This window comes from Alloprevotella sp. oral taxon 473 str. F0040 (genome assembly GCF_000318095.2).
In the GTDB taxonomy this organism is placed as follows: domain Bacteria; phylum Bacteroidota; class Bacteroidia; order Bacteroidales; family Bacteroidaceae; genus Alloprevotella.
Window position 1 is genome coordinate 66,081 of the sequence record NZ_KB290706.1, and the last position, 25,344, is coordinate 91,424.

At 49.4% G+C, this 25,344-nt stretch carries 15 protein-coding genes; 8 read left to right on the forward strand and 7 right to left on the reverse strand.

What is annotated here, in order from left to right; genetic code table 11:
* Window positions 1–510: 510 nt before the first annotated feature.
* Window positions 511–1,155 (forward strand): lipocalin-like domain-containing protein, encoded by a 645-nt coding sequence (locus HMPREF9999_RS01395; RefSeq protein WP_009436444.1) that lies wholly within the window; start codon window positions 511–513, stop codon window positions 1,153–1,155.
* A gap of 770 nt (window positions 1,156–1,925) precedes the next feature.
* Here HMPREF9999_RS01395 and efp read toward each other — a convergent pair.
* From efp to HMPREF9999_RS01430, 5 genes are all read right to left on the reverse strand, one after another.
* Window positions 1,926–2,492, reverse strand: a complete 567-nt coding sequence (efp, locus tag HMPREF9999_RS01400; RefSeq protein ID WP_009436446.1) for an elongation factor P — start codon at window positions 2,490–2,492, stop codon at window positions 1,926–1,928.
* 1,491 nt (window positions 2,493–3,983) lie between these two features.
* Window positions 3,984–5,525: a CotH kinase family protein gene (locus HMPREF9999_RS09820; protein ID WP_009436450.1), complete on the reverse strand. Its 1,542-nt coding sequence runs from the start codon at window positions 5,523–5,525 to the stop codon at window positions 3,984–3,986.
* Between the two features lie 366 nt (window positions 5,526–5,891).
* A complete protein-coding gene (locus HMPREF9999_RS01420; protein WP_044062870.1) occupies window positions 5,892–7,412 on the reverse strand; it encodes a glycoside hydrolase family 57 protein in 1,521 nt (506 codons plus the stop codon).
* Between the two features lie 66 nt (window positions 7,413–7,478).
* Window positions 7,479–8,759 (reverse strand): glycosyltransferase, encoded by a 1,281-nt coding sequence (locus tag HMPREF9999_RS01425; RefSeq protein ID WP_009436453.1) that lies wholly within the window; start codon window positions 8,757–8,759, stop codon window positions 7,479–7,481.
* A gap of 33 nt (window positions 8,760–8,792) precedes the next feature.
* Complete coding sequence (locus HMPREF9999_RS01430; protein WP_044062871.1) at window positions 8,793–10,751, reverse strand: glycogen debranching enzyme N-terminal domain-containing protein; 1,959 nt, start codon at window positions 10,749–10,751, stop codon at window positions 8,793–8,795.
* A gap of 798 nt (window positions 10,752–11,549) precedes the next feature.
* On the opposite strand from HMPREF9999_RS01430, the gene HMPREF9999_RS01435 reads away from it, so the two are divergent.
* From HMPREF9999_RS01435 to HMPREF9999_RS01445, 3 genes are read left to right on the forward strand one after another with little or no spacing between them, the layout of a single operon-like run.
* The gene (locus HMPREF9999_RS01435) at window positions 11,550–12,836 is read left to right on the forward strand and encodes a YhcG family protein (protein ID WP_009436458.1); all 1,287 of its coding nucleotides are present in this window, start codon (window positions 11,550–11,552) and stop codon (window positions 12,834–12,836) included.
* A gap of 11 nt (window positions 12,837–12,847) precedes the next feature.
* Window positions 12,848–14,032 (forward strand): DUF262 domain-containing protein, encoded by a 1,185-nt coding sequence (locus HMPREF9999_RS01440; protein ID WP_009436459.1) that lies wholly within the window; start codon window positions 12,848–12,850, stop codon window positions 14,030–14,032.
* A complete protein-coding gene (locus tag HMPREF9999_RS01445; protein ID WP_009436460.1) occupies window positions 14,022–14,711 on the forward strand; it encodes a hypothetical protein in 690 nt (229 codons plus the stop codon). The genes HMPREF9999_RS01440 and HMPREF9999_RS01445 overlap by 11 nt, the downstream gene beginning before the upstream one ends.
* A 290-nt stretch (window positions 14,712–15,001) precedes the next feature.
* On the opposite strand, the gene HMPREF9999_RS01450 is transcribed toward HMPREF9999_RS01445, so the two are convergent.
* Window positions 15,002–15,982 (reverse strand): hypothetical protein, encoded by a 981-nt coding sequence (locus tag HMPREF9999_RS01450; RefSeq protein WP_044062872.1) that lies wholly within the window; start codon window positions 15,980–15,982, stop codon window positions 15,002–15,004.
* A 109-nt stretch (window positions 15,983–16,091) separates the two neighbouring features.
* Entirely contained in the window at window positions 16,092–16,988 is an 897-nt protein-coding gene (locus HMPREF9999_RS01455; protein ID WP_044062873.1) for an AraC family transcriptional regulator, read from the reverse strand.
* 476 nt (window positions 16,989–17,464) lie between these two features.
* On the opposite strand from HMPREF9999_RS01455, the gene HMPREF9999_RS01460 reads away from it, so the two are divergent.
* From HMPREF9999_RS01460 to HMPREF9999_RS01475, 4 genes are all read left to right on the forward strand, one after another.
* Window positions 17,465–20,194 carry a TonB-dependent receptor gene (locus HMPREF9999_RS01460; protein ID WP_009436467.1) on the forward strand — a complete coding sequence of 910 codons (2,730 nt, stop codon included), beginning with the start codon at window positions 17,465–17,467 and terminating at the stop codon, window positions 20,192–20,194.
* A 48-nt stretch (window positions 20,195–20,242) separates the two neighbouring features.
* A complete protein-coding gene (locus HMPREF9999_RS01465; protein WP_009436468.1) occupies window positions 20,243–21,640 on the forward strand; it encodes a choice-of-anchor J domain-containing protein in 1,398 nt (465 codons plus the stop codon).
* 388 nt (window positions 21,641–22,028) lie between these two features.
* Window positions 22,029–23,951, forward strand: coding sequence for an LptF/LptG family permease (locus HMPREF9999_RS01470; protein ID WP_044062874.1), 1,923 nt, complete (start codon window positions 22,029–22,031; stop codon window positions 23,949–23,951).
* A gap of 137 nt (window positions 23,952–24,088) precedes the next feature.
* Window positions 24,089–25,303 (forward strand): bifunctional 3,4-dihydroxy-2-butanone-4-phosphate synthase/GTP cyclohydrolase II, encoded by a 1,215-nt coding sequence (locus HMPREF9999_RS01475; RefSeq protein WP_009436471.1) that lies wholly within the window; start codon window positions 24,089–24,091, stop codon window positions 25,301–25,303.
* The last annotated feature ends 41 nt before the right edge of the window (window positions 25,304–25,344 follow it).

Below are 25,344 nucleotides of genomic sequence, written 5' to 3' on the forward strand. Positions count from 1 at the left end.
AGACGTTAGAGGGGTCGCAGACCCTTTCTCGCTCACCACTCCGTGGCTCGGGCGCAGTGTACAATAGAAGATAGACGTTAGAGGGGTCGCAGACCCTTTCTCGCTCGCCACTCCGTGGCTCGGGCAGAACTGATATTAGAAAATAGACGTTAGAGGGTCGCAGACCCTTTCTCGCTCGCCACTTCGTGGCTTGGGCAGAGCTGTTATTAGAAAATAGACGTTAGAGTTTAGACGTTATACCTTAGTTCATACTAGCATGGACTCTCGTAAAGCACTAGTCTCTTACGTCTATTTTTTATGTCTGCTTTCATCTAGAGCCTCTAGCATCCAACGTCTAATGTCTAGCCTCTAACGTCTACTCTCTAATGATTAGCGTCTAAAACGCATCTAAGCATCCTCGAGGCGAGCGTAACGCAGTGTAGACGAAGCCGAGCAGAAAAGGTCTGTGACCCTCTACTCTCTAATGATTAGCGTCTTGTATTCTAGAAATTCATAAACACATAAACTTTTATGTCCAAAAAGATTTATACTATTGCAGCCGCTGCGCTGCTTCTTTTCGGTGTCACCTCGTGCACCACACTCAATCAAGCTCTCAGCACTGGCAACACTGGCACAGCCGTTGCAGCAGGGGGCAACATCCTCGACAATCTCCTCGGTTCAGTCCTCGGTAGCCAACCCATCACCGAGCGCGAACTTGTGGGACGTTGGGGATACACCGGTGTAAGCACCGTTTTTGAAAGCCAAAACTTCCTCGCCCAAGCAGGCGGTGTGGCAGCAGCTGGTGTGCTCGAAGCTAAACTCGATGAAAACCTCACCCGTTTCGGTTTCAAGAAAGGCAGCACCACCTTCGTCTTCAATGCCGACCACACTTTTGAGGCCAACCTCAACGGTATGCCCATCGGCGGCACCTACACCCTGGAGCCCAATAAGAAGGTGCTCCACCTCTCCCTCCTCGGTGGTTTGATGAATTTCCATCCCCAAGTCGTACGCACCGCTTCCGGCATCAGCATCCTTTTCGATAGCGACAAACTCCTCTCCCTCCTCGGTGCTGCCAGCAAGATCGCCGGCAGCGTGGCAGACTCTCGTTTCAGTTACGTAAGTTCTTTGCTCAGCAACTACCAGGGTCTCAAACTCGGTCTCAAGCTCCGCAAATAATCTCTCCTTTCACTACCAGAGCGACACGCACTGTTCCAAAGTTCGAGTATCTTAGTGCTCAATACCCGAGCCTTTCTGCTCCTATAATACCTTGAGTATTGTGTTCAAACTCCAAACATCTAGTTTGTGAACTCCGAACACCTCCGTTACCTCTCGAGTGAAACCATAAAGCCAATGCCCCCTTTTCGGGGGCATTTTCTGTATCCCTCCCTCAGCTCAGGCTGTATTTCTCCAAAAATGTTGCGCATTCTTCCAGCAATTCTCCCCTGCAGTTGTGTCATCTTTTCCCACATTGTTAGATAACTTTTCCGCATCATTCCGCATTTTCCCTACATCGTCGAACATATTCCCCACGTTATAGCGCATTTTCCCCTCTATTTCCACACATCTTTTATAGCATATTGCCCCCGAAAGGGTGTATTTCGACCTTTGCTTTACTAAATTATCCCCGAAAGGGTGCAGAATAGTGTTTCTGCTTAATCAATGAATGAGAAGAACTTGAATAATGCATATTACCATAATACAAGGCATTACTGGTTTTAAGAGGAATATTATACGATAAAACACAACAACTCCCGATACCTCATTGCGAAGTATCGGGAGTTGTTTTTAGACTTTAGATGTTAGACATTAGAGCCATGCGGAGGAGAGTCCAACCGCGCTAGCCTTCTAAAGTCTAACGTCTAGTTTCTAACGTCTATAATGCCCGAGCCACTTTGTGGCGAGCATAAAAGGGTCCGTGACCCCGAGCATAAAAGGGTCTGCGACCCTTACGCCTTCACGCGGTTTTGGTAAGAGCCATCGCGAGTGTCCACTTCCACCAATTCACCAGTTTCGATGAAGAGAGGCACGCGGATTTTCGCACCCGTTTCGAGGGTAGCATCTTTGAGCGTGTTGGTGGCAGTATCGCCGCGGAGACCAGGTTCGGTGTAGTCAATCTTGAGCACCACCTTGATAGGCATTTCAGCGTAGAGGATAGTCTCGGTAGAAGCATCGCTCACCACAGTCACCACGTCGCCTTCTTTCATGTATTCCACACCCGTGATAAGATCGCGAGCGATGGGCACTTGGTCGAAAGTCTCTTGGTTCATGAAGAGGAAGTCCTCACCCTCTTGATAGAGATATTGGTAAGGACGACGTTCCACGCGCACATCTTCGAGCGATTCACCGATGTTGAAACGCTTTTCGAGCACACGGCCGCTCACCACGTCCTTGAGGGTGGTGCGCATGATGGTGTTACCCTTACCGGGCTTCACGTGGAGGAAGTCGATGCAGAAGTAGAGTTTACCATCCATGCGGATGCAAACGCCCTTCTTGATGTCCTGAGATTTGATCATACGAATGATTTTATTATCTTGAGTAGAGTTTATAAATCGAGTGTTGGGCAATCCCTTGAGGGGGAGCAGTTTATTTTCGAGAAATCAGCGTGTTTGCCTCCAACGACACCGCGCAACTGCCCTGCAAATTTACAACATTTTTCCGAGCTGACCACAACAGCACCGATTTTTTTAGTCCAAATCGGGCATTAGATCCTGAACAGATTTTATTGGTTTGTTGAGCAGTTTGTTGCTCGTTAGCTCGAAGGCGTAACGGGCTACGTCGAGAACGAACGAGCAACAAGATGCCAACAAGAAAATGAAAGAGGTCAGGAAGTTATCTTTTCCATTACGAGTAGCACCATAACGGTCTAATGACCGATTGGGATTTAGGTACATCCTCACCCATCCACTCCGTCCATCCCCACAGAGTCTAGCCACCAGTGCGCACGAATAATCCCGTAAAAATTTGGTGAAATCAAAAAAGTCTTTTCTTTTGCGTGATATGCCCTATTGCACAAAGGAAGCGATTCTTTCAGAAACGAGTAGCACTATTACGTTTTAATCACCCTTTGGAGTAAAACCCACAGTAGTCTCCGCCCTGTCTGCCCCAAAGCGATATTTCAGCCCAAGGGCATCTTTTGTGCCCACTAGCGGCATTTCCCTCCCTGCTCAGCTACCATCTGCTGAGCTGCCCTCTCATTTTCATCTTCATCTCATGTCACAAACAACAGACCAACGGTAACTCTGATGAACATTCGAGAAGATGCAGGCTATTGTGGCTCACGTTTGCCCCAGCGACAACTCCCTCATTGAGGTGAGGGATGAGAGGTGACTCATGTTTATCCCCTACATCAGTGATGCTAAATTTAGCTGTGTCACGATGTCGGGGCCATTGTTTTGGTGCTTTCCCTTTCCTTCAATGTCGGGAATCATTTGGAAGAAAAAGGAGTAAAGGAAGAGTAGGATTGGATGCAAGGCTTTTATTTCACTCTTGCTGAATCTAATATGTTGACTTTTACGGACTTTTATTTGGGTGGATTGCGAGAATTGAGTAATTATGCCAGTAGAATTGAGTAAAATCTGTAAGAGAATGGAGTAAACTTTGCAGGAGATTTGAATAAATCCTGCACGAGAATTGAGTAAGCACCCCCTCTTCATGGGCTAAGGCTTTGATATCATGATAAAATCTCCGCAACCATTGAGGTGGTGTGCGGAGATTTTTTGTGACCTACCCATGAGAAAGGTACGCTTCGGGTGGCTGTTTAACCTAAAAAAAACCTTTGTAGTCGTTGTACTGAAAAGGGGATTTGATATATGCGGAGAGATGTCTGTTTGCTAGTGGAGATCACCTTCTCTTTCAACTGAGGAATAAGGTGCTTGGATTCACTGAGAGGATGTTTAGGGGCTCAGAGAGAAGGTTTGGATTCACCAAGAGATTGTTGAGATTTACCAAGAGGAAAATCCTATCACAGCAAGGGAATATCGAAAATCACGGAGCATTGCTCTCGATTATCGGATGACCTTTTTGCCATTGACGATGAGGAGGCGAGGAGTAGCGGACGACTGCTGAGCGGATTTGGAGGGAGAGAGCTGACGGCCTGAGAGGTCATAGATGCGAGCGGTAGTGGGGAAGGAGAGTGAGGGAGCCGCCGTGGCATCGGTGGGAGAAGTGGCAGTGCCCCAAGGGAGCGCGCGGATGGCCGTGATGGTGTTGTCGTTGAGAAAGGTCACGCCCTTTGTCTGCTGCCAGTGGTCGGCTTCTTGCACGAGGTAGGCAGCGCGAGCGCGGAGCCACGTGTGCCAGCGAGCAACGGCAGTGGCGTAGGGATAAGGGCGCACGTTGCCCCAGCGGTCGTAGGCATACCATCGTTTCCAGTCGCGTTGTGCGGCAGTGCGCACGGAGGTTTCAAACTCCTTGACGTAAGCCGCGAGTTGTTCGATCTTGCCTTTCTCCACAAACTCGTGGCACACGCGCTGATAGGCATCGCGCACGGACTGCGAGAGGAACATGGCGCGGAAGAAGTCCTTACCGCTTTTGTCGGGGCCAGCTCCGAGCAGATAAGTCGAATCGGCTGGCGTGCCGAGGTATTGAAAAGTGCCTTCGTAGCCAAACGCCCAGTCTACATCCCACACGGGTCCGAAGGTCCAGAGGGAGGAAGGCGAGAAGATGTCGGCTCTGTGCACGAAGGTGCTCTTGGGATGGCGAAGTTCGCGGTTGTCGCACAAAGCATTGACAAAGAAATAGCGCGCAAAGGCTTCGATATCCATCACCTCTTCCGCTTTCCCCTCTTTGACAGCGGCGGTGAAACGGTTTACTTCGGAGTGCAACTGGGCAGAAAAAGTCTTTTCCGCCTCTTTGCCATACGCCTTGATGTAGTCTTTGGCTTCGGGCGATTTGACACTCACGGGCAAACGGAAGTTGTCGTCTTTGTAAGTTCCGTCGTAGTCATCGAGTTCGAGGAGCGCACCCTTGCTTTCGTCTTTGAGTTTCACGCTGTTAGAGGCAGCATCCACCTGTTCGGTGAGGAGATAGAGGCCGCGATATTCCTGATTTACGTATAGTTCTACGGGCAGCACGTGATTGGCTGCGACCGTGCCCACGAGTTGTGCGGCACGAAATCCGATGGGATTGGTGAGAAGCGAACCGAGCATGGGCTGGGAGAGGAGTACCCACGCCTTACCTTTCGCTCCGCCTAGGAGGGCATGGCTCTTGTCGAGCTTGAAGCGATAGGGTTTCTTGTCGCTGATGACCCAACTTGAGTTGCCTCTTCCTCTAAACTTCGCAGAGTCGGAGTGGTTGAGAGCAGGAGAGGCGGCGGAGGTGAGGGGGATTTTGGAGCGTCTCCAGGTTTTTTGGGCAGCGTGCACGTCTTTGAGGGTGAGTGTGTCGGACAGATCGACATGGAGTTGGGCTATGTTGGCCGAGGCATTTTGAGAGAGTGTAGGTGCATTAGGGGAAGATGAAACGAAATTTTGAGCTTGAGTTTTAATGCAAAATCCTACGAGTACAAACCAACTGCAGAGGAAGGGCAAAAGATGGCGGAATTTCATGGATGAGGGTTGGTGAAGTAATAGGTTTAATGCTCCCTTGTTGTAGTGTTTCGAGGTGCAACAAAAAGAGGAAATATCGGTTTGCAAATGTAGCGTATTGTCGTGTAATACGCAAATCTCTGCAAGGGTTTTTGGAGGGAAAAAGGAGTTTTTGTAAAAGGGCTGTGTTGAAGGATGGAGGTGTGTCGAAGAGCGTGGAGGAAAGGAGGGAATCTCTCCACAAGGCAAAGGCGTGGTGCTGGGATGTCTTGAGGAAATGAACACCAAAAAACTCCACCTTCTTTCGGGAGCTATGGGGATAGCGCGAAAGAAAGGTGGAGCGAACTAAACCTTAAACAAATATATGAAAGAAAAAACGAGTGCTATTTATTTCGCTCCTTCCACTTTAGGCGCAGGAGCTTCCACTTTGGGAGCTTCTACTTCGGCCTTTTTTGGGGTAGCCTTGGATTTAGCGGTGGTCTTCTTGGCAGAGGTAGTCGCCGCTTTCTTGGCAGTAGTAGATTTGCTCGCAGTGGTGGTCGCCTTCTTCGTCGTGGTGGCCGATTTTTTCGAGGTCGCAGTGGTGGACTTAGTAGTAGTTCCGGTTTGCTTTTCGAGGCGGCCGATGAGATTCTTCAACTTGGCAATCTCCTTGTCGCGAATGGCGAGTTCGTCACCCTGATTTTTGATGGTGGTCAAGAGTGCGTTCAACTCATCATTTTCGATTTCTTGAGGATAAAGATTGTTGACACGTGTGATAAAGTCGCCGAGGATGTTCATATAGTTGGTGAATGCATCGTAGGGCGAGGAGTAGATGCCGCGATAACCGCCATAGCTGTTGGCTTTTGTCGAAATAAAGCGGAGATTGTTAGAAGCTTGGAGATAATCCCAGTCTTGGAGCAAACGCTTGTCTCCAGCGATGCGCACGCGATCAGCCACAGAGTAGAGTTTGTCGAGGGCTTCTTGTTGCATCACATTGCCGAGCCATGGTGAGAGGTCGCGCTCTTCGTCCACCCACGTGGTGGGATATTCCACCATCAAGGGACCTACGCTCTTCACGTTGTTGCAAATCTCGGAAGGTGTGGAGAAGGTGATGCCGCGCTGACGGAGTTGTTCGGGGAGGGCTTTGAAGAACTCGAGGATGTTGCTGGAGAGCGGTTGGAACATGCCCAAGGCGCAAAGCTCCATGAAGAGGTTCACCACGGGTTCGTCGGCAGGTTGCTGAGCAATCCAGTCGGCATAGGTTTCGGCAAAGAGGGGATATTCGCTCCAAGAGTGGTCGTTGAAGCGGTAGCTGATGTCTTCGGAGAGAGCGGGATCGCGGAGGAGGAGCTTGAGCTTGGGATTGCGGCAGCAGTGATAGACAAAGTGCGGACTCTTCCATCCGAGGGTCTGCTTCGCACCTTCGGCGAGCATGCCTTTGAAGCCCATGTCTGCCACGAGTTCGCCGATGTCGTCAGAATACATGAGGCAAGAGTTGCGGAGCACCTTGGGAGCTTTGCCGAAGAGGCTCTTGATTTTCTTGCTCACGCGCTCCACTTCTTGGCGGAAGCACTCTGGGCATTTTATGGAGGAGAAGCCGTGGCTGTAGGGCTCAGCCAGGAATTCCACGCAACCCGTTTGGTTGAGTTCGTCGAGGAGTTCGAGCACCTCGGGGCTATATTGTTCGAGGAGTTCGATGGCCGTGCCAGAGAGGGAGAAAGCGCACTTGAAATAGTCGCCATAGCGGTGCGCCATTTCGATGAGAGCTTTGAGCGCAGGGATGTAGGAGTGCTCGGCCGTTTCGGAGATGGAACGCTCGTTTTCGTAGTCATCGTAGTAGTAGTGGTCTGTGCCGATGTCGAAGAAGCGATAGCGTTTGAGGTGGATATTCTGGTGAATCTCGAAGTATAGGCAAACTGTCTTCATGAGAGAGAGGTTTAATGTGCGTGAATGGGGGAGAGGGGTTGTGGATGTGGGGAGAGGGCAATCGCTTTATTTGTAGCGCGCTAGCACCTCATCATAGCAGCGACGGATGCGAAGTCCCACCTTTTCCCAGGTGATTTCGTCCACCTCCTTCTTACCTTCGGTTTGGAGGTATTCGAAGAGTCCGTCGTTGGTGCAGATGGAATACATGGCATCGGCCATAGCTTCGATGTCCCAATAGTCGGTTTTGATGCACTTGTCGAGGATTTCGGCACAGCCACTCTGATAAGAGATGATGCTAGGCACGCCACATTGCATGGCTTCGAGAGGAGAGATGCCGAAAGGTTCAGACACCGAGGGCATGACATAGACATCGGAGTCGCGGAAGATCTCATAGACCTCCTTGCCCTTCATGAATCCAGGGAAGTGGAAACGGTCGGCGATGCCGCGTTGTGCGGCAAGAGTGATCATCGCCTCCATCATATCGCCCGAACCAGCGAAGCAGAAACGGATGTTTCGGGTGCGTTTGAGCACGAGAGCAGCGGCTTCTACGAAATATTCTGGGCCTTTCTGCATGGTGATGCGGCCGAGGAAGGTGACCACCTTCTCTTTGCGCTCGTGGTGCGGCTTGCGTTGATTCACAATCGCTTGGATGTCTTGGGGCAGAGGATAGACGGCATTGTGCATGGCCACGCATTTGGCGGGATCTTGGTGGTAGTGGTTGATCACTGTCTGGCGCGTGAGTTCTGAAACGCACATGATGCAGTCGGCATGGTCCATACCGTCTTTCTCGATGGCATAGACGGTGGGGTTCACTTGTCCGCGAGATCGGTCGAAATCCGTGGCGTGCACGTGGATCACCAAGGGGCGTCCGCTCACTTGCTTGGCGTGAATGCCAGCAGGATAGGTGAGCCAGTCGTGGGCATGGATGATGTCATATTGCTGTTGTCGGGCGATGACACCTGCCACGATGGAGTAGTTATTGATTTCTTCCTGCAAGTTGTCGGGGTATTTGCCCGAAAACTCGATGCAGCCCAAGTCGTTGGTTTGACGATAGGAGAAATCGGCGTAGATGTTGTCGCGAAGGGCGTAGTATTGTTCGGGCGTCATGCGCGTGCCCAGGCGTTGTTTGACGTAGTCGTAGTCCACATCGCGCCACACGATGGGCGTTTCGCTCAGGCCGATGAGGTTCATAAAACTTTTATCTTCGTCGCCCCAAGGCTTAGGTATGCAGAAGGTGATGTCCATGTCGGGCTGTTGCGCCATGCCAGCTGTGATGCCGTAGGACGCTGTGCCGAGTCCGCCTAGGATGTGGGGAGGAAATTCCCAACCAAACATGAGTACTTTCATATCGATGCTCGTTAATATAGGATAGATAAAAGATTATGCTTCGGCGCGATGCTTCTCGAGGAGGCGGATGGCACGGAGGATGCCGCTCACATTCATGGCGAAGGAGATGGCACCACGTCCTGAGAAGGGCGGATTGCCGTCGAAGAGTTCGGGGATGGTGCCCACGCAGTGGTAGAAGAGCTCTTCTTCAAATCCGATGAGTTGTCGCTCAATATAGTTCACTCCACTCATCTTGTAGACACGCAGATAAGCCTCGAGATAGAAGCCTGTGAGCCAGGGCCACGCGGTGCCTTGGTGATAGGCATAGTCGCGTTGCTGCTGATGCCCCGCATAGTAGGGGGTGTAGCCGCCACTCTTGGGCGAGAGCGAACGGATGCCCTTGGGCGTTTTGAGTTCGCGGGTGCAGATATCGAGCACGCCTTTGCGCTCTTTGAGGGTGAGAGGTGAGAAATCGAGGGCAATGGCCAAGAGCTGGTTGGGGCGCACCGACCAGTCGTTGGCTTGTCCATCGACATAGTCGAAGAGATAGCCATGCTCATTGAGGAAGGTGCTACGGAAGTTGGTCTCGAAGAGTTTGCATTCTTCTTCGATGCGCTCTGCCACCACGTGGTGCATGGCTTGGTCGCTGTCCACCAGCATTAGTTGATAAAACTTCTTGGCGTTGTAGTAGAGGGCGTTGAACTCCACGATGTAGCCCGAACGAGGGATGATGGGACGGCCGTAAGCCTGAGAGTTCATCCACGTCACGGCCTTGTCGCGGCCATTGCTGTAGAGGAGTCCGTTGTTGTGGGCGAAGAGGTTGGGGTGTTTGCCTTCAAAAATGAACGACATCATGCGATGGATGAGGTCACCATAGCGAGAGAAACATTGCTGACGTCCCACAAATTTGGCATATTGCTGCAAGCACCACATGGCCCAGAGCAGGGTGTCGGGCTGTTCCACTTCGTAGAGTTGCACCGAGATGTCGCGACCGTCCATGAAGTCGTTGAGGGCTTTGGCCGCGGTGTCCATGTATTTCTCAAACTGCTCCGTCTCACCGATGGCCAGTGTGAGGCCAGGCATGGAGATGAAGGTGTCGCGAGCACGGGCTTTGAACCAAGGATAGCCTGCCACGAGGTATTCTTCGCCTCCGAGCTGTTGGCGGAATTGGTGGGCAGCATTGACCAAGCAGTGATAGAAGGAGTCGCGAGAGTCGTGATTGACAATCTCGCTTTCGATGAGAGGTTGCAAAGATTTGGGGTCGCGTGCAGCGAGAGAAGCGGTGAAAACGATGCTTTCTCCCTTCTCGATGGGCATTTCAAAATAGCCTGGCACGAGGAGGTCTTCCGTTTCGCCGTAGCCACGTTCGCGCTCTTTGGGATAGTCAAATCCGCGATACCAGTCTGGGCGGTGCACATAGTGGGCATGGGGGCTGTCGAGCTGCATGAAGAGCTCGGGATATCCGTCGTAGAGGCGCATGCTGATGCCCTGTTCCACGGACTCAGCGTGCGTGTTGGCACGGCCATTCTCGTGGGTCCATTGTCGCACAGAGCGGAAGGCCAAGTAGGGATGCAGGCGGAGCGTGGTGGGAGAGTGCGCTTCGAGCAGGGTGTAGCGGATGAAGAGGCGGTCGCGCTCGGTGCGGAAGATGATTTCCTTCTTGAGGAGCACACCGCCGATGCGATAGACCCATGTGGGGACTTTGTCCCACTCAAAACTAAGGATGTATTTGTGTCCCTTAGGACTGTAGTTTTCGCCGGTAAACTTGTGAAGACCAAGGTTGAACTCTGCACCGTGCTGGATGACGGTTTCGTCTAATGAAGAGAGGAGCACGTGGTTTTCATCGTCGAGTTCAGGTACAGGCACGACAAAAAGGCCGTGATATTTGCGGATGTTGCAGCCCACGAGGGTGGAAGAGCAGTAAGCACCAGATTTGTTGGTGAGCAGAAACTCCTTCATGAGGGAGTCTTGCAGGTTGGTCATCTGCGTTTTGTCGAACTTCAGGAATGACATAGGCTGTATATTATGGTATAGTGTAGGGTAGACAAAGGTGGAGCTAATGACAAAAGCCTAGAAAAGCGTGGGTGCTTTTCTCATGGTCTGCCATCGATTCTCACCCCAAAGTTAAGGAAAATCCTAGGGTTTGAGAAATAAAATTCCTCCTTTTTTCAGGTTTTACTGCAAAAAAATGGATGAGAAGGGTGAAATCCGCCTTTTTGTTCACCTTTTCGGTGGAAAGTGTGTGTGATTTTATGTTTTGTAGACAAGGTTTGAAAGGTGGGTTTTACAAAAGAGGTAGAAAACAGAGCTTGGGTTTCCAAAGAAGTCGCCTTGCGCGTGCTCTGGGTTGGCGGTAGATTGTCCTTCGATGTGGTCGGCCAGTGGTGGACAATGGGGAGTGTGAAGCCGCAAGTGCTGGGATATAGAGGAAAATGTCCGAGTTGTTCGGAAGAAAGTCGGACCTTTCTCTAGAAATGTCGGAGCTTTTCTGGAAGAAGTCGGAGATATTTGGGAAAATGTGGGAGATTTTTTAAGAAATGTCGGAGAAAAAACAAGGATGGAACTAGGACTGATGTGATTTGCTTGAGAAAGATGGAGCGTCCTCTCCTATGAAATATGTAGATGTCGCAACGAAAATTCTGGAAAATAAAAATTTATGTGTAAATTTGTGCGCATAAGTTGTAACTCTCAAACGCTTGAATTTCAAGCGTGATATTGTCTTTGCTTTAGAAGACGCCTTACATAGATATTGCAGACGATATCAAAGCAGGTGCTATGAGAAAGTTCAATCAATTATAGCAGTGATACTACATGAAACAAGAGATACAAGCCTTTAACCAGAAAGATTTCGCTCCCATAGTACAAGCCATCGGAATAGATATTGAGCAAACGCAAGTGCGCATGGCTAGTAGTGCCAATGCTGATATGCTTTTCCACTATTGGAAGATAGGACATTTCATTCTCTACCTTCAAAAGAAAGAAGGTTGGGGAAGCAAAGTTATAGATAATCTTTCCAAGGCTATACGCTCTAAATTTCCAGACAAGAAGGGTTATTCTCGCAGAAACATCTTCTATATGTGCCAGTTTGCTAGTGCTTATCCGCTGGAAGTACTGAACAAGATAGTTGAGGTTGATAGCTTGCTCCAAAATCCTACGTTGGAGCATGTTTTGAACCAAACAGAAGAACTCAATCAATTAGTGCAACAACCTGTTGCACTAATTCAAGCCGCAGATAGTCAATCGGATACATTCACGCAACAACCTGTTGCACAATTAGGAGAGGTCTCTGAAATGCTGTCGGCTATCTATCATAGCGACATTAGAAAGATAGAAGAAGGCTTCAAGCAGTCCCCCATAGTTCGCACCAACTGGGCGAGCCATGTGATTTTAATGAATAGCAAACTTCCTCTTGGAGAACGCTATTGGTATATCACACAAGCTGTGGCGAATGGCTGGAGTAGGAATGTTCTGCAAATGCAGATTGAGACCAATCTTTTTACGCGGCAGATTACGGCAAAGAAAGTGAGTAACTTCTCTGCACGATTGCCCAAACCGCAAAGCGACCTCGCCAACTATCTAATGAAGGACCCTTATATCTTTGATATGATGGGGCAAACGGAAGCGATGAATGAGCGAGATATTGAACAACAACTCGTGCAGAGCATCACAAAGTATCTGCTTGAAATGGGCAGTGGCTTTGCATTTGTGGCGCAACAGAAACACTTTGAAGTCGGGGATTCTGATTTCTATGCCGACCTCATTCTCTACAATATCCAACTGCACGCCTATGTGGTTGTTGAACTCAAAGCCACATCTTTCAAGCCTGAATATATGGGACAACTCAATTTCTACATCAATGTAGTAGATGATACGCTACGTGGCGAACACGACAACAAGACCATCGGCTTGCTCCTCTGCAATGGTGGCGATAAGGTGGTAGCGCAATATGCCCTCTCTGGCTACGATCAGCCAATCGGTGTGAGTGACTACCAACTCTCAAGGGCTATTCCCGATAATCTTCGCTCAACGCTTCCCAGTATCGAAGAGGTTGAGGAAGAGTTAGTCCGAATAATTGAAAAACAACCAAACTATACATAATAGAAAAGTTTATGAGCAAGAACACTGCAAAAGGTAGCAGAAACTTCTATGGTGAATACTCTCTTGAGCAATGGATTAAATTAATCCTCACTAAAGAAATCATTTTACCCGATTATCAACGAGCCTTTGTCTGGTCAGAAGAAGATGTAAGGGAACTCATCACCAGCCTAAAAGATGGATTGTTTATTCCACCGATAACTATCGGGAATTACGATGGTAAGACTAACTATATCTTAGATGGACAGCAGCGACTTTCAGCCATTCTTATTGCCTATTTAGGATTGTTTCCTAAGAAAGAGAAGTTCAAATTTTCTATGTCGGAGTATCAAGGTACAGCTAATGATAATGATGATATAGCCGAAGAAGATGAGGATATCATGCCTCTCGAATGGCAATTCAATTACTTTACTAAAGTAGGACAGGATAAACAGAGTATACTCGAGAAGATAGAAAAAGACAAATACAAAACTAAAAACTATGATTTAGACAGTAACTTTTGGAAGGACTCCTATATTGGTTTCTCTCTTATAATTCCCATCAGCGACGAAAGGGAAGAACAACAGAAGCTATACTCTTCAGTATTTCGCAATATTAATATTAAGGGTAAATCACTCACGCGTCTAGAGAGTCGTAAATCGCTATATTTCCTGAAAGAAGACTTTGACAAATGGTTCTCTCCACGATTTGCAAACGGCGTAACTATCAATAATTTCCCTATTGATTTTGTACGATACCTATCATTACTGTCTCAATACAAGAAGAATGGAGAAACTGGCAGACTTGCGCAATACTACAAAACTAAAATGGAAACGTACTACGAGTCTTATATCCTAGCTGAGGTTAACAAACAAGGTACTATGTTTACCCCGTTATTATCTAAAGATAATCAAGATCGGTATGATAGGCTTGAAGAGTTTCTAAAAGCAGATTGTTTTTCCAAAGGCTTTGCTTCCATTATTGATGCTGATGTTTATTTATTTGGGGCTATTTACTTCATTATAGCTAAAAACAAAAAGGTATCTATAACAGAAGAATTACAGTCTGAAATTAAAGAAAAGATACAAGGATTCAAGGGAAATTACATGCATTCTAAATCTCCGTCAGCCCTTAAATACCTTCGTTCCCGTATTCAGTCATCTATAGATATCTATAGAACATATGCATCTGATCTAACAAATTCCAACGATGAAGCATAAGGAATTTATTCTTACTCCTCTCTCCTCCCTTATAGAACAGACATTGCGACCTCTGGATTTATATAAGGGGCAGATGTGTAATTATATCATGAAAGAATATGTCTTACAGACTCTCTTCATGAAGTTAACAGGGTGTATGGAGCAAAAAGCGAAGTGTATTTTATGGGACATTGCTACCCATGACTTTGAGTATCGTGGAAATTTTTTGCGTGACAATTCCAGACAAGGAGAATACTCTACATATAAAAGCAAGAATTATGTCTATAAGGTTCTTGTGGAACATGTAGGAAAAATTGATGACCAAAGAAAGGGAGAGCTACTAACTCAACTAGAAGATTTCAAAAACAAAATTCTTGAGGAAAGCATTCTCAAGGTATGGCTACCTCGAGAATTGAGAGATCTCAAAATCAAAGAGCTATTTGCCATAAAGAGGTGGGCGGGAGATAGTCTTTTAGGAAACCCTCTCAATGATGAAGAATATAAAAGCCTGTATATACATCGAAATCGTTGTGCTCACAATGTGCTCTCATATCAAGGCAATGCGATGAATCCGCAAAAGATAAAAGAGGTGGGAGATGCAAGTTACGCCACTTGGTTTACTTTATTGGTTCTTATGGATATGATTTACATGGAACAGTACGAAAAAGTTCACAATCAAATAAAACTAATCTCTCTATAGATGTCATTCTTTTTTCGTAAAAAGAAACTTTTAAACGCACTCTAGCAAAAGGGGGTAGCACTTAAACTTCACTGGCTTGTGTATATGCTCTGTGAGTTCTTGCTATTCTTCATATCTTAGAGTAAGTTTTTTGTTGGTGTCTTCCCCCATTAGGGAAGATACCCCCTTTGCTCGTTATGAAAAAGAAAAGTGTCCCTTGCTCATCGCTCTGGAAAGAGGATAAGCGAGGGACACTTTGTGGGGAGTAGAGGGATTTACGCCTCAATAGGGATTTACATCTCAATAGAGATTTACACCTCAATGTTGTACCAGCCGTGCCAAGTGGTGCCAGGACTCGCGTGCTGCACGTGCGGACGGTCTTGCCAGTCGCCTAAGAAACCTTGTTGGTCGGGCAGGCCATACCAAGGTTCGCAGCAGATGAAGGGCGAAGGCAGGTTGGTGGGAGCCCACACCAACCAGGCGGGAGCGGACGAAACGACACGTGCAATGCGTTGCTCCTTGGCATCGAGCACGTGAATCGCTGTGACTTGATGCTGGTCGAAAATCAAAGCCTCATGGGCAAAGGTGTCGATGGTGAGCGGCACGAGCGCATTGAAGTGGTGATTGCTGGCCAAAGCTTTAGAGGTGGCAGCATCTTTGTTCCAAGGGATGTGCACGCGTTGCGGTTCGGTGCAGCCTTGTGTTGAGGCGCGCAGCAGACTGTGTGGCGTGCCTTCAAAGCGCAGGTAGCCCACAGGCTTGTTGTCGACGGAGGCAGGCGAGGGCACGAGGGAGAAAGGATTGACCTCCTGTGTGAGTTGATGGCCCTCTGCTCTCAAGGGAGTGGGGAGCATGATGGAAGGGTGTCCACCGATTTGGAACCACATCGTAGAACGAGTAGAAAGGTTCTTGACATTGAAGTCCACATGGAGGGTGCGATGATGGAGCGAATAGGTGACTTCGAGGCGGAAAGGCCAGGGGAATTGCTCCAAGTCTTCGGGGAGGTTTTCGATGGCGAGGGTCACGCTGTCGGAGCGATGCTCCACGACATGCCATTCGCGTTGGCGCACAATGCCATGTTTGGGCAGGTGATATTCTCGGCCTTCGTGGCGGAGTGTGCCGTTCCACGCGCTGCCCACGAGGGGGAAAAGGATGGGGGAGTGGCCACGCCAGAAGGTTTCGTCGCCATGCCAAATGATGGATCTCCCACTGTCGATGACGGTGAGTGCGTGCATCTCTGCACCTAGTGTGGAGATGCTGGCTTTGAGGTGAGCGTTGTGAATGGTCAACATAAGTGTAAAGCCTGAAAAAGTGAAACAATGGTGGACATCTCGCCCTTGGTGTGCGGAGATATGATGGAGGAGGCCAATGTGCCTCTCGTAGGGATGTTCTGTGCTGAGGTTAGCGTGAGAAGCGTTTTCGGTAGTCGAGTGGAGAGAGTCCGGTGACGTTTTTGAAATAACGTCCCATGAAACTCTGGGTGGTGAAGTTGAGTTGCTGGGCTATCTGTTTGACACTCATGTCGGTGTTGCGCAGGAGCGATTTGATCTCCATGACCACCATGAGCGAAATCCACTGTCCGACGGTGCGCCCGCTCACGGTCTTTACCACTTCCGAGAGATATTTAGGGGTCAATGACAAAGCATCGGCATACCAAGCTACTTCGCGCTCGTCCATGTAGTTGGAGGCGAGGAGCTGCATGAAGTGATAGAAGAGATTGTAGGTGCGAGCGTTGTAGTGTTCGCCACGTGGAGCACGCTGCTCCATCATGCGGCAGACATCGAGATAAAACACTTGCAGGATGGACTGCACCAGTTCTTGGCGGAGCACTTCATGGGTCGAAGACATTCGGTGCTTGAGCATCTGGTAGTCTCTGCGCACGATGGCGCGCTCATCGTCGGTGAGCGACATGACAGGATGGCGCATGAGATAGATGAGATAGGGCCAAAGATAGCGCATTGTCATGAGCGACTCTTGCACGAACTCCTGACTCTGGAAGAGGGCAATGCCTTGGAAGTTATCGCTACGCTGGAAGTGGTCGATGGTTTGTCGGCCAAAGGTGACGAAGAGGTCGCCTTCCTGCACGCGACATTCCTTGCCGTTGAGCATGAAGTTGGCTTCGCCTTTGGTGCAAACGGCAATGGTGAAAAAAGAGGTTTGGATGGCCACCTGCGAAAGGTCTACTTCACTGAGTTTTTCCACGATGAGCAAGTCGTCACCGCGCATAGCAATCTCCTTGGCATAGGGGCGGAGATCGTCAAATTGAATATTCTGTAGTGCGTTGGACAAATCTTTCATGGTTACAATCGCTTTAGGTGGTAAAAACTTCAAGGATGTGTAACGGCAAATATATGCGATTTGTTCGAGAATGCCAAACTTTTTTCCGCAAATTTCCGTGATTTTCTATAGAATAGAGGAAATATCAACTAGAATTGTGTGACTTTGTAGTGGAAATGTCCACTAATTTTAGCAAAAAGTATAAGGTGAAGTGTTGTAGTTCGCAACTTCCACCGCGCGAGTAGGACGAAAAGAGGGTGTTTCTCTGGATAATCTCCCGAATAAATCATAAGTATATTCATGATAATGGAGAAAAATGCAACAAGTTTGCGTGGATATGCCTCGAAATTGCAAAGTAGGCTTGCAGAAGCGAGAGCTAGTTTCTTAAAAAACACACGTTTACCCCAAAATTACGGCAGGATTCCTCTCGCGAGTAAAGATAACTTTGTAAATTTGCCGACGTAAACAATTCAAATCTCATTTTACAACACCCCAAAATGAACAAGCAATTCTTACTCGCCTCCATTGTAGCCGTAGCTACCCCCGTGAGTGCTATGGCGCAATCGGCAGTGATCAAGGGCACAGTGGTCGACAGTCAGAACAACGAGCCTATTGCAGGCGTGACCGTTGTGGTGCAAGGTACGAAAGTGGCAACCATTACCGACGAAAACGGTAAGTTCAGCCTCAAAGCTCCCAAGGGCGCGAAGCAAAATCTTCAATTCTCCTGCGTGGGCTATGAAACGCAAACCCTCGCTGGTGGTCAAATCTCTGGCGACCGTGACCTCGGCTTCGTGCCCATGAGCCAAACTTCTGTGGCACTCAAGGATGCTGTGGTGACCACTCGCGCGGTGGCACGCAAGACTCCTGTGGCACTCACCACCCTCGGATCGGTAGTAATCGAAGAGAAAGTGGGTACCGCCGACTTCCCCAAGGTGCTCGAATCTACCCCTGGCGTATATGTGACTCGCGAAGGTGGTGGTTATGGTGACTCCAAAATCTCTATGCGTGGCTTTAAGAGTGAGAACATCGCTGTGCTCGTCAATGGCGTTTCGATGAACGACATGGAGTGGGGTGGTGTTTACTGGTCTAACTGGGCCGGTCTCGCCGACGTTGCTTCTAGCATCCAGACACAGCGCGGTCTTGGTGCTGCTAAGGTGTCCACACCTTCTGTGGGTGGATCGGTGAATATCGTGACCAAATCAACCGATGCTAAGAAGGGCGGTTACTTCTCTTATGGCATGGGTAACGATGGCTACAACAAGCTCACCTTCAATCTCTCTACTGGTCGCACTAAAAATGGCTGGGCACTCAACCTCCTCGGCGGACGCACTTGGGGTGATGGCTACATCCAAGGTTCAGACTTCCAAGGTTGGAACTATTTCCTCTCTATCTCTAAAGATCTCGGTGAGCATCACATGATTTCGCTCACTGCATTTGGTGCACCTCAATGGCACAACCGCCGTACCTCCTACGATGGACTCACCGTGCAAGGTTGGCAAGATGTGCAACAATATATGCCTTACAAGGAGAAGTATCGCTACAATGCTACCTTCGGTTATGACAACCAAGGACGTGTGCGCCACTCTGCTCAAAATGTTTACCACAAGCCCCAAATCCAACTCCAACACCTCTGGCAGATTTCTAACACGGCTTCACTCAATACCGTGGCTTATCTCTCTCTCGGATACGGTGGTGGTGAATCAGGTATGGGTACGGCTGCCTACAACTCTTCATGGTATGGCACTAACAATGGCGTGTTGAACATGAGCTTCCGCCGTGCTGATGGTACTTTCGACTATGGCAAGGTGCAAGACCTCAACGAAAAGAGCGAAAGCGGCTCACAAATGGTGATGACCATGAGCAACAACCAGCACCGCTGGTATGGCCTCGTGTCTACTTTCACCAAGGAAATGAGCGAACGCCTCAATGTATATGCTGGTGTTGACCTCCGTTCTTATGTAGGAACGCACAACAACCGCATCACTGATCTCTTCAATGGTGCTTACTACATCGATGCTTTTCGCGCGAATGTGAAGGCTGCCAACAATAGTGCTGCGGCAGATCCTCTCTTCAAATATCAAAAACTCTCTGTGGGTGACATCGTGCGCCGCGACTACGACGGACACGTGAACCAAGGTGGTGTGTTTGGTCAAGCTGAATATGACTACAACAACCTCACTGCCTTCCTTTCTGGTTCGCTCAGCTACACCAACCAATGGCGTTACGACCGTTTCTACTACGAAAAGTCTAAGGCAGAAAGCGAAAGCCACGGTTCACTCGGCTTCACTGTCAAGGGTGGTGTGAACTACAAGTTCCCACACATCGACGGATGGGGCGGACAGCACAACGTGTTTGTCAATGGTGGTGTGATTTCTCGCTCACCTTACCTCTTGAGCAGTCTCTTCCTCTCTGGTGACGTTTCTAACGAAATCAACCCCAATGCCGTTAATGAGAAGATTTACTCAGTAGAAGCTGGTTGGACTTACCACACTGCTTCCTTCAACTTCAATCTTAACGCCTACCACACCATCTGGCAGGACAAGGCAATGGCACGTTCGCTCGACATCACCGATGCTGCTGGCAATGCTGACCGCGGTCTCATCAACATGCAGGGCGTAAACTCCCTCCACCAAGGTGTTGAAGCTGAATTCGACTACAAGCCCGTGAAGTGGTTCTCCGTGCGCGGTATGCTCTCTTTGGGCGATTGGCACTGGACCAACAACGCTGTGGGATACTTCTACAACTCACAAGGTCAGCCCCTCGCAGATGCTAAGGGTAAGATTGCTTCTGGCATCTACGCTGATGACCACGCCAAGATGACCCTCAACCAAAAGGGCGTGAAGGAAGGTGGTTCTGCACAGTTCACCGCTAGCCTCGGATTCACCGTATATCCCATGGAAGGTCTCCGCATCGGCTTGGATTGGAAGCACTTCTCCAACTACTATGCTGACTACTCCCTCAGCGGTCGCGATCTCTCCATCAATGGTGTGAAGAACTTTGAGACACCTTGGAAGGTGCCTGCATATAGCTTGGTAGACCTCTCCGCTGGCTACACCTTCAACATGGGTGGCTACAAGACCACAATCTCTGGTAATGTGGAGAACCTCTTCGACCAAGAATACATCAGTCAGGCTTACGACGGCGCAGGTCACGATTGGCAAACCGCTTATCGCGTATTCTACGGCTTCGGTCGCCAGATGTCTATCAAGCTCAAGGTGAATTTCTAATCCCTGAGCCTCAGAGTTCATATTCTCAACTATATTTCATCGACAACAATGAAACATTTATATATCGCTCTTCTCGCTTCAGCAGCCCTCACCACGGCTTGCAGCGACTATAACGACCAATTTGAAGGTCTGAAAGAGGGACATCACGCCGTTGACGTTAAGAAGATCAACTACACGCTCACCGCTGACGACTACAAGGCCATCGCTGAAGATGCTACCAACAAGGCTCTTGCGAAAAAGAATGGCGAAGAAAAGGAACTCGCAGCTTTGGCTAAGAAGCAGCAGTTCACCGAGAAAATCACCGCAGCTGAATACATGCCTGCATTCCTCGCCAAGAAGTGGTTCACGGCCGACAATGGTAGCGCAGTGATTGTCAACTACAATCGCCACGAAACTACTGGTGCACTCGATCTCTATCAAGACTTTGAAGGCACGGAAAACAAGGCGGTGCAGCCTGCTGCTGTGAAGGATTGGCAAACGCTCACCACCCTCGGCGGTGACAAGGCTGCTTGGTCTACCCAGTTCCGCAACAACGCACACTACCTTCAGGCTTCAGCTTATAAGCAGAAGGATTCTGTGCAAACCTACCTCGTTTCTCCCATCTTCACCATCACCAAGGGATCGAAGCTCACCTTCGATGCACTCTATGGTCACTATGTGCCAAAGGGTGGACGTCTCAGCGTCTTTCTCTATGATGGTGAGACTCTCACGCAAGAAACTGTGCCTTCTCGTCAGCCTCTTGCCGACCTCACCAAGCAAGTGAAGATTGAAATACCTGCTGCTGGTCAGTCTTTCGGCACTTTCAAGCAAGCCATCAATGCCGACCTCTCCAAATATGCTGGTAAGCAAGTGCAACTTGCCCTCCGCTATGATGGCAACGGTAAGACTGGTGCTACAACCACCGTGCAGCTCGATAGCCTCGTGGTGGGTAACCAAAAGGTGAACATGGAGCCTGGTAAGGATCAATTCGTGCTCAACAACCACAAGTGGGTGTACGATCCTTCCACTACCGTGACCCTCGGTGTCCAAGGTGATGCAGAAGCCAAGGCATTCTACCAATCTATTGTGGAATGGGTGAAGGCCAACAAGGGTGCAGAATACATCGAAGGCCGCGGCAATGCTGAAAGCTACTCGGGTATTTCTTCCCACTACAGTAACGTGGACTTCAGTGCAGCTACCGTTCGCAAGAACACCCCTGCCGTGTTTAAGGACGTGGCAGATGCCGACATCCCCGCATTGCTCCAAAAGAACCTCTACGAAACTATGGCAGCTGGTCTCACTTTGAACTATCCCGATGCAGTGCCTGTGGAAGGTGTCGAAGTCATCTACACCGTGAAGTTCACCGTTTATGACAATGGTGCGAAGAAGATTCATGAAATCAAGTACAAGGTTACTGGCAAGGGCAAGTTTGAAGCTGTGCCCAATAGCTTGAAAGAAGTGAAGTAATCTCATTGAGAAAAGCCACTTAGATGGATTTCCATCCAATAACATATCGACAACTCCCCGCTGATCATCGCATCGGTGGGGAGTTTTGGGTTAGATGCAGCTTGGACTATGGGGTGATATTGCATGGGATGAGAGGAGGTAAGGCTTTTGGGAAAGAACATTCTCCGATAGCGGCCTTAATTTGTGTGTAAGCTCCAAATTGCTTATTGTCCACTTGAAAATCGGTTCCCTGTTCTTCCTTTTCTCTGCGAGGCGAGGTTCAGTGGCATTCTTCCACGATTTCAAGGAGAAACCCCCATAAGAACGAAAAAAAAGTGCTAACTTTGCTCCACAAACTGCGCAGACGAGGATGGGTAGCTCCCAATTCTCCAGCGCGACAATTCAAACTATGCGCCAATTCTTTGCATTTTTCAGAATAAAACGGCTTGACACGTTCGTCCTCGGCAAGTTCCTACAACTTTTTGTAGGCGCATTTTTCATTTGCCTCTTCGTGTTTGTCATGCAATTCTTGTGGCGCTATGTCGATGACCTCGTGGGTAAAGGCTTGACCCTAGACGTGCTTGGACAATTTTTCTGGCACGTTTCGGTCTATCTTATCCCCACTTCGCTGCCACTTGCGGTGTTGTTGGCCTCGCTCATCACCTTTGGTAACATGGGTGAGAACCTCGAACTCCTCTCCATGAAGGCTGCTGGTGTGCCGCTGGTGCGAGTCATGCGCCCCATTCTCCTAGTCATTCTCCCGCTGTCGGCTTTCGTCTTCTACTTTCAAAACGAAATCTCCACGAACGCCCAAAAGCAGCTTCGCGCACTCCTTGTTTCCATCAAAATCGCCCAACCTGCTGTCGAAATTCCCGAAGGGGTGTTCTATAACATGCGCGATTTCAACCTCTATGTGGTGAAGAAAAACGCGCAAACTGGCATGCTCTACAACACCATCATCTACAAGATGGACCAAGGTTTCGACCGCGCACAGATTGTTTTAGCCGATTCGGCCAAAATCGAGATGACGGCCGACAAGATGCACATGAAACTCACCCTGTGGTCGGGCGAACAATTTCAAAATCTCAAGTCAGAAGACGTCAATGTCTTCAAGAGTGAGAGTGTGCCCTACGATCGTGAGACGTTTATGTACAAGCAGTTGCTCATCGACTTCGATGCCAACTTCAACCAAATCGAAGCCAATGAGTTGGCCTTCCTACCGCAGGCGAAGAACTGGCCTGCGCTGGCCAATTTTATCGATTCGATGAACTTGCAAATCGACTCGGCAGCCCTCGCTTCTTCGGCAGAATACGCCGGACGTGCGTTGCCCACCACGCCAGCCTTCACAAGCAAGGATTCCCTAGCCACAATACGTGCCCTCTCTCGCCAAAAATTGAACTTTGATAGCCTGATTGCCAAGATTCCCAAAGAGAAGATGGAGCGCGCTCGCAACCGCACGGCCACCATGCTCCAGAGTTTCTCCACTGAAATGACTTGGCGCAATGAGGCCGTGGAAGATCAAGAATACTATGTCCGCAAGCACGAGGTGGAGTGGCACCTACGCATCACCCTTGCTTTGGCTTGTCTGCTCTTCTTCTTTGTCGGTGCGCCCCTGGGAGCCATCATCCGCAAGGGCGGATTGGGCATGCCCACCATCATCTCGGTAGGTATCTTCATTCTCTACTACATCATTAACACCTCGGGCATGAAGATGGCGCGCGATGGTAGCATCAACATGGTGGTGGGAATGTGGATGTCCACCTTCATCCTCACACCAGCTGGAGCATACCTCACCTTTATGGCCAATCGTGACTCAGTAGTGTTCAATCTTGATGCCTATCTGGCCTTCTTACGTCGCCTTTTGGGCTTCCGCACCAAGCGACATCTCTTCCGCAAGGAGGTGATTATCACTCCGCCCGACGTGGAGGCAGACTTGCTATTGGCACAGTCCATTCGTCAAGAAGCCGAGGACTACCGACAAACGAAGCGTTTGTGGCTCGCACCCAACTATTTCCGTCTCTTCTTCCGCACACGTCCCGATCATCGCATGGAACAACTCAGCGAGCGCATCGAAGAGTTGGTGGAAGATTTGGCAAACACCCGAGACATGCACGTGCTCGATACGCTCAACCGTGTGCCGTTTATCTACGCACACGCGCACACCACGCCTTTCTCTCGCCAGTGGGTCAACTACATCTTTGGCCTGCTCTTCCCCTTGGGCTTGCTCATTTGGGTGAGAACATGGCGTTTCCGCCTGCGTTTGGCACGAGATTTGCGGCAGACGATTCAGTGCATGACCAAACTCGAAGAACAATTAGACGTTAGACGTTAGAGTTTAGACGTTAGACGTTAGAGTTTAGGCGTTAGACGATAGCGATTAGACGTTAGTCCCTTACAGCATCGGCTATGATGCCTTAGTTATAGTCACACCACTAAGCATACCACACAACAACATAAAGACACCATCACATGGCAGACATTCAACTTTCCACCATAGAAGAGGCTTTGGAAGATTTCAAGGCTGGAAAATTTCTCATCGTTGTCGATGATGAAGATCGTGAAAATGAGGGCGACCTCATCACTGCTGCGGAACTCATCACACCCGAAAAGATCAACTATATGCTCCAAAAGGGACGTGGCGTGCTTTGCGCCCCAGTCACTAAAGAGCGTTGCCGACAACTTCACCTCGACCACCAAGTGCAAAGCAACACTTCGGTGCTCGGCACGCCTTTCACCGTGACCGTCGACCTCCTCGAAGGCTGCACCACAGGTGTTTCCACCCACGACCGCGCAGCCACTGTGCGCGCTTTGGCTGATCCCGAAGCCCGTCCCGAATGGTTCGGTCGTCCTGGACACATCAATCCGCTCTACGCCCAAGACCGCGGTGTGCTGGCACGCGCTGGACACACCGAAGCTGCGGTAGATTTGGCGCGTATGGCTGGTTTCCAACCCGTGGCTTGCCTCATCGAAATTCTCAACGAAGATGGCACAATGGCGCGTATGCCACAGCTCAAAGAGTTTGCTGCTCAAGAGGGACTCAAGATTATTACCATCAAAGACCTCATTGCCTATCGCCTCAAAGAGGAGAGTCTCATCGAGCGCGGCGAAGAAGTGAGCATGCCCACCGAATATGGCGATTTCCGCCTCATTCCCTATCGCCAAAAGAGCAATGGACTCGAACACGTGGCCCTCTTCAAAGGCGACTGGAAGCCTGGTGATCCCCTCCTCGTGCGCGTACACTCTAGTTGCGTGACGGGCGACATCTTCGGCAGTTGTCGTTGCGACTGCGGTGCCCAGCTCCACAAGTCGATGGAACTCATCGAGAAGGAGGGCAAAGGTCTGGTGCTTTATCTCAATCAAGAGGGACGCGGCATCGGACTGATGGCAAAAATCGCAGCCTACAAGCTACAAGAAGAAGGTCTCGACACGGTAGATGCCAATGTGCATTTGGGTTACGATCCCGACGAGCGCGACTATGGTGTGGGGGCTCAGATACTCCGCGACCTCGGTGTGACGAAGATGCGCCTCATCACCAATAATCCTGTGAAGCGTGTGGGCTTAGAAGCCTATGGCCTTGAGATTGTGGAGAATGTGCCTATGGAGATTCAAGCCAATGAGCACAATCATCGCTATCTCCTCACCAAACAGGAGCGCATGCACCACGCACTACATCTGAACAAGTAGGCCGATGGGCGTAGTTGCTCACGGTTGGCACGGCAAAGAGG